The organism is Janthinobacterium sp. SUN100 (assembly GCF_030397705.1).
In the GTDB taxonomy this organism is placed as follows: Bacteria; Pseudomonadota; Gammaproteobacteria; order Burkholderiales; family Burkholderiaceae_D; genus Janthinobacterium; species Janthinobacterium kumbetense.
This window is the reverse complement of record NZ_JAPUBU010000004.1, coordinates 39,136-51,509: the sequence shown is the minus strand read 5'-3', so window position 1 is coordinate 51,509 and position 12,374 is coordinate 39,136. Positions and strand designations below refer to the sequence as shown.

Sequence of the window (12,374 nt, the reverse complement as noted above, 5' to 3'; positions counted from 1 at the left end):
AAACCAGTTGATTGCCTAATGGATAATTATTTCTATGCGGCATCTTTTTGGCAAAAAAAGCGCCAGGCGGGTTTCCCCGGCTGGCGCCTGATGCTGCGTGATGGCGGGACGATCAGGAGGTACGCACCACCATCAAGCCCGCGCGCAAGCCCACGCGCACGTCCGGGTTCGGAAACACCACCAGCTCTTCCGCATGCTGCACCGTGTAGACATGGTCGCCATCGCTGGCGATCACGGCGTGCTGCGGCAGGGACGTGAAATTCTGCGTGCTGCGATCAAACGCCATGCGGAATTCATCGCTGTGCTTGATGATTTCCTGCGCCACCTTGAACACGTGCGGTTGCGCCTTGACGGGCTGCGCAGGCAAGCCGCGCAGCAAGCCGTCCAGCGCCCGCGACACGTCGTCGAACAGGGACAAATCGTTCTGCCCCAGGGTACCCACGCGGCCCAGTTCCACCGTGCTGGCGGCCGCGCCGAAATGCTCGGCCGAGTAATAACTGTAGGTGCCGGCCGATTGCGGGTTCATGATGATGGCGCCGATGGCCGCCTGGCCCAGCCAGTCGATCAGCTGTGCCTTGGCGTCGTCGGCCACCAGGTCGGGCACGATGGCAAACGTGGGGTACACGGAAGGCCGGATGGCCGTGTGCAAATCCAAATGCCAGCGCACGGGGCCCGCCTCGTCAAAGAACGCTGCTGTCGCAGCGATCATTTCATCGGCGCGCGCGCTTTCCGCCGCTTGCGCCAGGCTTCCCCGCACGGGGCGGAACATGCGATTCAGGTCGGCGTCGATGAAACGCTTGCCGGCCCGGATCGCATCGACATTGCCCACGCAAACGAGCAGGTCGACGGCCAGCGCCGACGCATCGCGCGACAAGGCGTCGAGCAAATGCGCCAGCACTTCGATCGGTCCCGTTTCGTCGCCATGCACGCCCACCGAGACGGCCACGCTGGCGCGCCCCGCATCGGCCTGCGGCTTGACGACTTGCAGCATGCCGGGCGCTGGCAAGGCCACCGTGAAACCGGCGTTGGCGAACAGCTGCGCCACGCCGCTGAAATCGGCCTGCGCCAGCGCCTGCACGGCTGGCGGCAAGCCGCCAGCGCCCGCTACTACCTGGGTTACTACCTGCGTTACTGCTTGCGTCATTACACCGCCGCTTCCGCTGTGGGTTTCGCCGTGATTTTATTCACGGCTTCCGACAAGGTCCACACGTCCAGCATGGCTTGCTCCAGTTCCGTCGCAGCCACATAGGCCGACAGGCCCAGCGCGCCCGTCACGGCATCGACAGCCTGGCCTGCATTGCCTTGCTCTGCGCGCGCCAGCACCTGCGTCAGCAGACGCTGTTGCGTGCGGCGCAGCGCTTGCTGCGCGTAGTTGCGCAACTGCTCCTGCGACTTGCCTTGCGCGGCCAGCTTCAAGCCACGCTCCAGCGTGCCGATACCCGCCTGGCTGCGCAGGGCCAGGCCCACTTGCAGGAAGGCCGCCAGGTCCATCGAGGCAGGACGCGGCACGGACAGGGCCGGGAACAGGAAGCCGGCGACGACTTCCAGCGCATCGACCGCATCCCACGCCTGCACGAAGGCTGGCGTCAAGCCCGGCACCAGTGCGGCTTCCGACTTGATGCCGACGGCTTTCAGCAGGTCGCGCTTCGATTCCGCGCCAAACAGGCGCGTGAGTTCGGCCAGGCCGGCGCCGCGCAACTGTTCGGCAGGCACCGACAGCACGCCGGCGATCATCGTCTGCTGCAGCACGCGCGTTTGCGCATCGACCTTGATCGACACGTCGCGTGGGATCGTCAGCGCGTCCGCATCGAGCGCGTCGAACACGGGCGCCAGGTTCAGCGCCACCCATGCCTGGCCCCAGGCCAGGATCACGGTCGATTCGTCCACGCCGTGTTCCGCCGCCAGGTTGCGGATCATCAGCGGACCGCAGCGGTTGATCACTTCATTGGCCAGCACGGTCGCCAGGATGGCGTTGGCCAGCGGGTGGTCGAGCGCCGAACGCGTTTCCACCAGCAAGGATGGGAAGTACGGTTTCAGGACTGGCTCGGCCCAGGTTTCACCGGTCAACGGCAGGCTTGAGAGGATGCGCTTGAAGCGGTTCTTCACGTTGGCGATCACCACGGCCAGTTCCGGCGTGGTCAAGCCACGGCCGTCGGCCTTGCGGCGCGCCAGTTCGGCCACCGACGGCAGTTGCTCCAGTTCGCGCGACAGGGCGCCCTCTTCTTCCAGGCTGGCGATCAGTGCGGCATAGCCATCCTGCACGGCGCTTTCGCTTTGCGCCTGCAATTCGCGCACCAGCAAATGCGTCTGCTGCGTGTTGTCGCGCAAGACCAGGCGCTCGACGTCGTCCGTCATCGCATACAGCTCGCGATTGCGGTCGGCTTCCGTCAGCTTGCCCGCATTGACTTCCACATCCAGCCAGATTTTCACGTTGACTTCATGGTCCGAGCAATCCACGCCGGCCGAATTGTCGATCGCATCGGTGAAGATGCGCCCGCCCGTCAGTGCAAACTCGATACGGCCGGCCTGGGTCGCACCCAGGTTGCCGCCTTCGGCCACGACTTTCACGCGCAGCTCATTGCCGCTGACGCGGATATGGTCATTCGCGCGGTCCTTCACCTGTGCGTGCGTCTCGGTGGAAGCCTTGATATAGGTACCGATGCCGCCGTTGTAGAACAGGTCCACGGGCGACTTCAGGATGCGGTGCATCAGTTCTTCCGGCGGCAGCGAGGTTTCGGCGATATCGAGTGCGGCGCGGATTTGCGGCGACAGTTCGATCGTGCGGGCGGAGCGCGGATACACGCCGCCGCCTGTCGAGATCAAGTCCTTGTTGTAGTCATCCCACGAGGAACGCGGCAAGGCGAACAGGCGCGCGCGTTCGTCGAACGAGACTGCGACGTCCGGTGTCGGGTCGAGGAAGATGTGACGGTGGTCGAACGCGGCCACCAGTTTCAGCTGGCGCGACAGCAGCACGCCATTGCCGAACACGTCGCCCGACATGTCGCCCACGCCGACCATGGTGATCGGGGTGGTATTGAGGTCGTGGTCCATTTCATAGAAGTGGCGCTTCACGGCTTCGAATGCGCCCTTGGCCGTGATGCCCAGTTTCTTGTGGTCGTAGCCGTTCGAGCCGCCCGAGGCGAACGCGTCGCCAAGCCAGAAACCGCGCTGCACGGCGATGCCGTTGGCGATGTCCGAGAACGTGGCCGTGCCCTTGTCGGCGGCCACCACCAGGTAAGGATCGGCTTCATCGAAGCACACGGTGTCGACCGGCGGCACGATATTGCCAAGCGAGCGGTTGTCCGTCACTTCCAGCAGGCTGGAAATGAACAGGCGGTAGACGGCTTCGCCTTCGGCCGCGATGGTTTCGCGCACGGCGTCCTTCGGCATCATCTTGCAGACAAAACCGCCCTTCGCGCCGGCCGGCACGATGACGGCATTCTTCACCATCTGCGCCTTGACCAGGCCCAACACTTCCGTGCGGTAGTCTTCCATGCGGTCGGACCAGCGCAAGCCGCCACGGGCGACAGGGCCGCCGCGCAGATGCACGCCTTCGAAGCGGCGCGAGAAGACAAAAATCTCGCGGTAAGGACGCGGTTCCGGCACCAGCGCCAGGCTGCTGGTGTCGAACTTGAAGATGATCTTGTCGCCGGCTTGATTGTTCTGGAAGTAGCTGGTGCGTAGCGTGGCGCTGATCAAGTCGGCCAGCGCGCCGAGGATTTCCTCGGTGTCCGCATGGTTCACGGAAGGCAGGCCGGCCTTGATGGTAGCGATGGCCTCCAGGGCTAGCGCGTGCTGCGCGTCGGACAGCGCCGGATCGAAGCGCTGCAGGAAAGCGTCGACCAGGGCTTTGACCTGGGCCGGCTGCTTGCGCAGGCTTTCGGCAATGTAGCGCACCGAGAAGCGGCTGCCCGTCTGGCGCCAGTAGCTGGTGTAGGCGCGCACCAGCTGCACTTCACGCGTCGACAAGCCGCCTTCGATGACCAGGCCATTCAGGCGGCCATCTTCGGCCGTGTCGTTGAACAGGGCTGCAAACAATTCCTGCGCCACGGCGACGACCGATGGCTGCGCCAGTTTCGCCGCGCTGGCGGCATCGACCGTCAGGCTGGTGACGAAATAGCGCGTGCCGTCGGACAGCGAAACCGAGTACGCCTGTTCGCGGTCGATGGCCACGCCTGCGTTGTGCAGGGCCGGCAGGATGGTCGACAGCGGCGGCACCTTGTTGGCCGAGTACAAACGGATGGTGGTAACGGCGCCCGTCTCGATGCGCACGGCCACGTGCGCCGGATCGGTATTGCGCAGGATGGTGTCGAGGTCGCGGAAGGCGACGGCCGGCGCGGTGGCGGCCACGTAATCGAGCGGCAAAGTAGCGCACAGTTTACGCAGGCTGGTACGCAGTGCCACGTCGGGCACAGCGTCGGCCACGGCCGCAAAACCGTTATGCCAGCCATCGAGCACGCCCAGCAACGGCTGTTCGATATCCGTTTCCAGGTCCAGCGGGTAGCGGGCGGCGTGGGCGATCAGGTAGACGCGCGCCAGGGGGCCGTCGGCCACCAGGGTCTGCGTGCTCACATGCGTGGCGCCGGAACTGGCTTGCAGGGCTTTTGCGAGGCTCGATGCCACGCTGGCGCTGTAGCGCTCGCGCGGCAGGTAGACCAGCACGTTCAGGTGGCGCGCATAGACGTCGCGGCGCGCGAAGACCTTGGTACGCGGCTGCTTGTACAGCGAGACGACGGCGCCGCACACTTGCGCCAGCCAGTCGAGGTCCGCTTCCAGCGCTTCCGTGCGCGGCAGGGATTCGAGGATTTCGCGGAACTTCTCGGCACGGAAGCCTTGCTGGCGCACGCCTGCCAGGCTCAATACCTTGGCCACGCGGCCGCGCGCAAACGGCAGTGCCGCCAGCGGAGTGGAATTGCCGGCGCGGGTGAACAGGCCGACGAAGCAATGCTCGCCCAGGATCGCGCCTTGCGCATCCATGTCGCGCACGCCGATGAAGTCCAGCTGCTGGTCGCGATGCAAAGTGCCTGCCACGTCAGCCTTGACGATGGACAGCGCCGAGTCGCGCTTGGCCAGGGTGTCGAAGTCGCCCGGGATGTTCGCCAGGCAGGTGCCGTAGACGGGGTGCGCCGTATCCTGCAGCACGCCGACGCGGCTCGGGATGTCGCGTTCGAGTTCGCGCACGCCCGGCTTGACGCGGTAGTAGGCGTAGCCGAACACTTCAAAGCCGCCGCTGCGTGCCCATTCCAGGAAGGCGGCCACTTCCGCGCCTTCTTCGCCATGCTGGGCGGCAGTCGTGGCGACGGCGGCCAGGCGCTCGCTCATGGCGGCGCTATCGCGGCGCACCACCGCGGCGTCACGCGCGACCGTCTCCAGGGCGGCGACCAGCGCAGCCAGGGCTTCCGGCGCCAGCTCTTCGTCGAGCAGCACCAGCACATACGATTCGAGCGGGTCGCCCGACTGGCGCACCGCTTCGACGCTGCCGTCGGCGGCGCGGCGCACGGGCAGCACGGTGTTCATCACGCCGCGCACGGCCAGGTGCTGGCGGCGCATGGCCATGACGATGGAGTCGACCAGATAGGGCATGTCTTCGTTCAGGATCAGCAAGGCGCTCGCCATGCCGCCACGGCCATCCGCATAGCGCAGGGTGGCGATCTGGCAGCCGTTGCCGGTACGCTTGGCCGCTTGCGTGAAGCCGTCGACCAGCACGGGCGCCAGGCTGTCGGGCGCGATGTCGGCCAGGTCTTCGGCGTCGAGCGAATCGAGCCATGCCTGCACCAGTTGCACGACAGGCGCTGCCGCCTTGCCTGCCTTGCCAGCCGCGTTAATCAACTCCAGCGTTTGTGTACGCAAATCTTGTGGCGTGTGATTCATCTTGCATCTCCATTACGGTAATGTGAATGTCCAACGCTGTCGTTCGGGCTTGTGGCTGGGCGGCAGCGGTGTCAAGAGACGGGGGTCGCCCGTCCAATTCTGTCTGTGCTACGGATAGTCTGTCTCGGATTTTTTCTGTGTATTGTCTATCGCCTACAAGTCGTACAATCCCGGTAAGTTGAGGATGATCGTCAATTCTTCAAGCGCCGCATGCACTTCCAGCGCCAGTTGCGGATCGGCCAGGTCGCCCGGCTCCAGATGGTCGCGGTAGTGTTTTTCCACCCACTGCACCAGCCGATGGTACAGCGTTTCCGTCATGATCACGCCCTGGTGCATGGCGCGCGCTTCGGTTTCCGTCAGGGCCACGCGCAAACGCAGGCACGCAGGCCCACCGCCGTTGCGCATGCTCTGGCGCAGATCGAAATGTATCAGTTCATCGATGGGACCACCGCTGGCCACCAGGCCATCCAGGTAGCGCGACACGGCGCGGTTTTCCTGGCACTCCTGCGGTATTACCAGCGCCATCTTGCCGCCCTCTTTCGTCAATAGCTGGCTGTTGAATAAATAGCTGCTGACGGCGTCCGCGATCGGCACCTGGCCCGTGTCCACGCGCAGCGCCTGCAAATCGGCCCCCGTGGCGGCGACGGCGCGGTGCAGCTGCGACAGGCTTGCCTCTTCATCGGCAAACGCCTGCTCGTGATAGAACAGCACATTGCCATTGCCGACGGCGATGACGTCGTTATGGAACACGCCCTGGTCGATCACGTCAGGATTCTGCTGCACGTACACGGTGCGCTTCGCATCCAGGCCATGCAAGCGCGCCACGGCTTGCGACGCTTCCAGGGTCTGGCGCGCCGGATAGCGCTTCGGCGATGGCGCGGAAGGGTCGAACTCCACGCGACCATACACGAACAGTTCAACCGATGGCGCGCCGTGGCTTGCGCCCAGGCGCGTGTGGTTGGCCGCACCCTCGTCGCCAAAGGCTGGCGTCGAAGGCAGCGCCTCGTGCACGGCGAAGTGCTTGTCGTCGCTGAAAATGGCGCGCAGGCTGCGCGCCGACTGCGCGTGCTCGAAGGCGCGGTGCAGCTTGTTATTCAGGTTGGCGGCCGTGAAATGCACGCGGCCATCCTGCGTGTCGGCCGACGGGCTGACCGTGGCGGCATTCGCCGTCCACATGGGCGAGGCGGAATACGCGCAGGCCAGGATGACGGGCGACTCCTTGTAGGCGCGCGCCAGCACTTCGGCATCCGTGCCCGTGAAACCGATGGAGCGCAGCAGGCGGAAATTCGGCCGGTCCTGCGGCGGCAGCAAGGCTTGCGCAAAGCCGCGCGCGGCCAGGGCGCGCATCTTGGCCAGGCCCTGCAAGGCGGCCTGCCTCGGATTCGAAGCGCTTTTCACATTGCTGAACGAGGCCACGTTGCCGAACGATAGTCCAGCATAGTTATGCGATGGCCCGACCAGGCCGTCAAAGTTGTATTCGCGCGTGCTGTGCATGGGATTTCCTTAAAAATTCAGGCCGGGCGACAGCTTGGCTGGCATTTCCAGCGCACTGTTCTCGATCGAAGCGACCGGGTAGGCGCAGTAATCGGCCGCGTAATACGCGCTCGGACGGTGGTTGCCCGACTTGCCGATGCCGCCGAACGGCGCCGTGCTGGCCGCGCCCGTCGTCGGACGGTTCCAGTTGATGATGCCGGCGCGCGCGCGTGTCTGGAACGTTTGCCACAGGGCCGGATCATCGGACAAGAGCGCCGCGGCCAGACCGAATTCGGTGGCGCTGGCGACCTTCAGGGCCGCATCGAAATCGGCCACGCGGATCACCTGAAGCAGGGGGCCGAACCATTCTTCGTCGGGGATACCGACAGCGTCGGTAACATCGACGATACCTGCCGTCACAAAACCCGCCTGCGGGTTGAGCTGGCGCATCTGCAGCAAGGTGGTGCCGCCCTTGGCGACCATGTCCGCCTGCGCCTGCACCAGACGCGCGGCCACGGCACTCGACACCACTGGGCCCATGAATGGCTGCGGCTGCGCGTCGGAAGCGCCGATGCCCAGTTTCGCGGCCACTTCCACCAGGCGCTCGACAAACGCAGCACCGGCGGCGTTGTCCTGCACCACCAGGCGGCGCGCGCACGTGCAGCGCTGGCCAGCGGAGACAAAGGCGGAGAAAATCGCGTGGTGCACGGCCGCGTCCACGTCCTTCACGTCCCACACGACGAGGGCGTTGTTGCCGCCCATTTCCAGCGCCAGCATCTTGCCCGGCTGGCCGCCGAACTGGCGGTGAAGGCTGATGCCCGTCTGGCAGGAACCCGTAAACAGCACACCGTCAAGGTGCGCATTGGCACCCAGCGCGACGCCCGTGTCGCGCCCGCCGTTGACGAGGTTGACGACGCCATCCGGCAAGCCCGCCTGCTGCCACAGTTGCACGGTTTTGACGGCCGTGCGCGGCGCATATTCGCTGGGCTTGAAGACGATGGTGTTACCGGCGATCAGGGCCGGCACGATATGCCCGTTCGGCAGGTGGCCGGGAAAATTGTACGGGCCGAAGACGCCGAAGACGCCATGCGGACGGTGGCGCAGCACGGCGTCGCCGTCGGCGATCTTGCTTTGCGTGATGCCCGTGCGCGCGTTGTACGACTGCACCGAGATATCGATCTTGTTGGCCATGGTGGCCACTTCCGTGCGCGATTCCCACAGCGGTTTGCCCACTTCTTCCGAGATCAGCAGCGCCAGCGCTTCCGCATGAACTTTGAGCAGTTCGCGAAAGCGCACGCAGATGGCGATACGTTCCTCGACGGGCGTATCGGCCCATGCTTCAAAGGCGGCGCGGGCGGACTGGCAAGCCTGCTCCACTTCGCTTTCCGTCGCTTCCAGGCTGGCCCAGGTCTGCTTGCCGTTCGACGGGTCGATGGTGAGCAGTTCGCGGCCCGTGCCTGGCAGCCAGGCGCCGTTGATGAAGTTCGATGCTGCGGTAGACGAATTAAATACGTTAGACATGGGGATGCTTCCTCGGGTTGAGTGACAAGGTGCGCACGGTGTCGCCGTGATGGCAGCGCAGCAAATGCAGTTCATCGTCGTCCAGCGCGATCTTGCCGCTGTGCGGATTGGCGCTGGTGACGATCATGCGGAAATCTTTCAGGTCGGTGTTCGACACCAGGTAAGGCTCGGCCTGGACGGCGTCACCGCTCACTTCAGGCGTAGCGTCGGCGTCAAGCACGGCCGGCATGCTGTCGCGCATGGCGCGCAACTCGGACACGCGCGCCTGCAGCACGGGACCGGCGTCGAAAATGTCAACATAGCCCTCGAAGTGCAAGCCTTCCTGCTCCAGCAGGCGGCGCGCGGGCGCCGTGCTCAGATGCACCTTGCCGATGACTTCCTGCGCCTCGTCGGGCAGGTAGGCCACGTACATGGGCTGGCGGGGCATCAACTCGGCGATGAAGGATTTTTTACCGAGGCTCGTCAAGTCGTCGACGTGGTGGAAATCCATCTTGAAGAAGTGGCGCCCCAGGCCCTCGTAGAATGGCGAGCTGCCGTCCGGCGCCTGGTAGCCGCGCATCTCCGCGATCAGCTTTTCCGTGAACAGGTGGGGGAACTGGGCGATGAAGAGGAAGCGGCTTTTCGACAGCAGCTTGCCGTTGTTGCCGCTGCGGTAATCGGGATGCAAAAACAGCGAGCACAGTTCCGTGCTGCCTGTCAGGTCGTTCGACAGGTACAAGGTTTCCATGCGCGTAAACACGTCGAGTTCGCGGCTGGAATGGACCAGGGTGCCGATGCGGTAGTTATAGAACGGTTCTTCCAGGCCCACAGCGCCCTTGATGGCGCACACGCCGGCCAGGCGGCCTGTATCCGTATCCTCCATGACAAACATGTAGTCGCGCTTTTCGGGCGGGATGGTTTCGGCGAACGAGGCGCAGGCGATGGCCAGGCGGTCGCCCAGCATTTTCATGTCCGGCTTGAGGGTGGTCATGCCGGTGCCGACCTGGCTGGCCAAGCCGTACAGGGCGTCCAGGTCAGAAGCGTTGATGGCGCGTACTACTAGCATAATGTTCTCTCGGTTAAATGCGCACGCAAATGACGCTGTCGCCTTCGGCCACGGCCAGCGCCTCGAGCAGCTCTGGCGGCAAGCCGACGGTGTCCTGCGCTTCGAGCGCATCGCAGGTAAAGGTGACGGCGCGGAAGTTGCGTTCCGCGCCCGAAGCGACCGCGTAATGCACTTTCAGGCCCGTGCGGCTGGGCGTGACGCCTGCGACGACGCGGCGCGTAAGCGAGCCCGTAAACGAGCGCAGCGCATGCTTGTGCGCCTGCAGGATCGGGCCGCCATCGAAGATGTCGATGTAATCGTCGGCTTCAAAGCCTTCTTCCGTCAGCAGATTGAAAGCCAGTTCGCCGCTCGGGTGGATCTGGCCCATGGCCGCCTGCGCATCGCCCGGCAGCAGCGGCACGTACACGGGGTAATGCGGCATCAGTTCGACGATCAGGGTGCGGTTGCGGGCACCGCCGATGACTTTTTCGGCATCGAGGAAATCCATCTGGAAGAATTTGCGACCCAGCGCATCCCAGAACGGCGACTGGCCGTCGGCGTCCGTGATGCCGGCCAGCGGCACGAAGAAGCGGTCGCCGAAACGGTGCGGCGCCAGCACGGCAAACAACAGCCGCGCGCGCGACAGCAAGGCCGCTTCCAGGCCCGCCTGCTCCATGTTGCGCACGTAGAAACCGGACAGCTGCGAATACGCCGTCAGCTCCGAGCACAGGGTCAGCGCATGCACGCTGTGGCTGATGTTCAGGTCGCGCGAAACTTGCTGGATGACGTCGTTGCGAAAGGAAAAATAGGTGCCGTTCGAGCCGGCCGAGGCGAAGATGGCGGCCGTGCCGGCGATGCTCTTGTCGAGCAGGGATTCAAGCACGAAGAGATACGATTCTTCGCTGGGGATGTCGACATGGGCGGCAAACGAGGCGATGGAGCGCTCGACGGAGGCGGCGATTTTTTCGCGCGTCTTCGGCAGGGTATGGACACCCGGCATGGTTACCGCGGCCAGCGCTTCGAGGGCTGCAATATCCGCAATTTCTACCGGACGGACAACATACATGGGTACTCCTTCAATGCTGACGATACATGGGCTGAAAACCCGGGTAGAACCAAGCCGGCCCGCAGCAAAGCGGCGGGCCGGTGATCAAACAGGGAGCGAGGCTAGCCTCAGGCTTTCAGCATGCCGTCGATGGCGACGCGCAGCAGACGGCCCGCTTCGGCGATCTGTTCGTCCGAGACGATCAGGGCCGGCGCCAGGCGCACCACGTCCATGCCGGCGATCAGCACCATCAAGCCTTGCGCCTCGGCCGCTTTCTGGATGTCTTTCGCGCGGCCCTTGAAGGCATCGGTGACGACCAGACCCAGCAGCAAACCGCTGCCGCGCACGACGGAGAACACTTGCGGGTAATCCGTGATCAAGCCTTGCAGCATGGCGATGGTGTTGACGCTCGCTTCTTTCACGCGGGCCAGGAACGCCGGCGTGTTGATCGTTTCCAGCACGGTCAGGGCCACGGTGGCGGCCAGCGGGTTGCCGCCGTAGGTGGTGCCGTGGGTGCCGACGGCCAGGGTTTGCGCCAGTTCATTCGTGGTCAGCATGGCGCCGATCGGGTAGCCGTTGCCCAGCGCCTTGGCGGCCGTCAGGATGTCCGGCGTGACGCCGTAGCCCATATAGGCGAACAACGCGCCAGTGCGGCCCATGCCGCTCTGGACTTCGTCGAAAATCAGCAGGGCGCCCGTCTTGTCGCACAGAGCGCGCAGCTCCTTGAGGAATTCCGGATTGCCTGGCACCACGCCGCCTTCGCCTTGTACCGGCTCGACGATCACGGCGCACACGTCATCGCCGATGGCGGCGCGCGCCGCTTCGATGTCGTTGTAGGCGATGTGGTCGATCGACGGCGGCAGCGGCTCGAAGCCTTCCGTGTACTTGGCCTGGCCGCCGACGGAGACCGTAAACAGGGTGCGGCCGTGGAAGGAGCTGAAGCACGAGATGATGCGCGACTTGTGCGCGCCAAACTTGGTGTGCGCATACTTGCGCGCCAGTTTCAGGGCCGCTTCGTTGGCTTCCGCGCCGGAGTTGCAGAAGAAGGCGCGGTCGGCGAAGGTCGCTTCCGTCAAGGCCAGCGCCAGGCGCAGGACAGGCTCGTTGGTATAGCCGTTGCCCAAATGCCACAAATTATTGATTTGCTTGGTCAACACGTCGACCAGGGCCGGATGGCAATGACCCAGGCTGTTGACGGCGATGCCGGAGGTGAAATCGAGGTAATGCTTGCCTGACTGGTCCCACAGATCCAGTCCGGAACCGCGCACGGGCACCATGGCAGCAGGGGCGTAGGTAGGAACGAGGACCTGGTCAAAGGTTTCCCGGGTGACTGGACGAGCCGTTACGGTCGAATCAAGCTTGGCATTCATAGCATTTCCCCATCAATATGTTAGGTACTCCGCAGCTACGACAGCTACGTGTGTACTGCATTATAAAAAG

7 protein-coding genes are annotated in these 12,374 nt (G+C 64.4%); all 7 read right to left on the bottom strand.

Annotated features, from left to right (window positions below; all coding sequences use genetic code 11):
- Positions 1 to 112: 112 nt before the first annotated feature.
- The 7 genes from O0881_RS20290 to astC all read right to left on the bottom strand — a co-directional run bounded on the left by O0881_RS20290 (position 113) and on the right by astC (position 12,304).
- Positions 113 to 1,144 carry a succinylglutamate desuccinylase gene (locus O0881_RS20290; protein WP_289912692.1) on the bottom strand — a complete coding sequence of 344 codons (1,032 nt, stop codon included), beginning with the start codon at positions 1,142 to 1,144 and terminating at the stop codon, positions 113 to 115.
- Positions 1,144 to 5,871, bottom strand: coding sequence for an NAD-glutamate dehydrogenase domain-containing protein (locus O0881_RS20285; RefSeq protein WP_289912690.1), 4,728 nt, complete (start codon positions 5,869 to 5,871; stop codon positions 1,144 to 1,146). The genes O0881_RS20290 and O0881_RS20285 overlap by 1 nt, the downstream gene beginning before the upstream one ends.
- A 153-nt stretch (positions 5,872 to 6,024) precedes the next feature.
- Positions 6,025 to 7,365: an N-succinylarginine dihydrolase gene (astB, locus tag O0881_RS20280; protein WP_289912688.1), complete on the bottom strand. Its 1,341-nt coding sequence runs from the start codon at positions 7,363 to 7,365 to the stop codon at positions 6,025 to 6,027.
- A gap of 9 nt (positions 7,366 to 7,374) precedes the next feature.
- The gene (gene astD, locus O0881_RS20275; protein WP_289912687.1) at positions 7,375 to 8,865 is read right to left on the bottom strand and encodes a succinylglutamate-semialdehyde dehydrogenase; all 1,491 of its coding nucleotides are present in this window, start codon (positions 8,863 to 8,865) and stop codon (positions 7,375 to 7,377) included.
- The gene (gene astA, locus O0881_RS20270; RefSeq protein ID WP_289912685.1) at positions 8,858 to 9,910 is read right to left on the bottom strand and encodes an arginine N-succinyltransferase; all 1,053 of its coding nucleotides are present in this window, start codon (positions 9,908 to 9,910) and stop codon (positions 8,858 to 8,860) included. The genes astD and astA overlap by 8 nt, the downstream gene beginning before the upstream one ends.
- A 13-nt stretch (positions 9,911 to 9,923) precedes the next feature.
- Positions 9,924 to 10,955 carry an arginine N-succinyltransferase gene (locus O0881_RS20265; protein WP_289912683.1) on the bottom strand — a complete coding sequence of 344 codons (1,032 nt, stop codon included), beginning with the start codon at positions 10,953 to 10,955 and terminating at the stop codon, positions 9,924 to 9,926.
- A gap of 107 nt (positions 10,956 to 11,062) precedes the next feature.
- Entirely contained in the window at positions 11,063 to 12,304 is a 1,242-nt protein-coding gene (gene astC / locus O0881_RS20260; protein ID WP_099666216.1) for an acetylornithine/succinylornithine family transaminase, read from the bottom strand.
- Positions 12,305 to 12,374 lie beyond the last annotated feature (70 nt).

Excerpts from the sequence above, each read along its gene's own strand:
- O0881_RS20290 (WP_289912692.1), bottom strand. The coding sequence starts at position 1,144 with ATGACGCAAGCAGTAACGCAGGTAGTAACCCAGGTAGTAGCGGGCGCT.
- O0881_RS20285 (WP_289912690.1), bottom strand. The coding sequence starts at position 5,871 with ATGAATCACACGCCACAAGATTTGCGTACACAAACGCTGGAGTTGATT.
- astB (WP_289912688.1), bottom strand. The coding sequence starts at position 7,365 with ATGCACAGCACGCGCGAATACAACTTTGACGGCCTGGTCGGGCCATCG.
- astD (WP_289912687.1), bottom strand. The coding sequence starts at position 8,865 with ATGTCTAACGTATTTAATTCGTCTACCGCAGCATCGAACTTCATCAAC.
- astA (WP_289912685.1), bottom strand. The coding sequence starts at position 9,910 with ATGCTAGTAGTACGCGCCATCAACGCTTCTGACCTGGACGCCCTGTAC.
- O0881_RS20265 (WP_289912683.1), bottom strand. The coding sequence starts at position 10,955 with ATGTATGTTGTCCGTCCGGTAGAAATTGCGGATATTGCAGCCCTCGAA.
- astC (WP_099666216.1), bottom strand. The coding sequence starts at position 12,304 with ATGAATGCCAAGCTTGATTCGACCGTAACGGCTCGTCCAGTCACCCGG.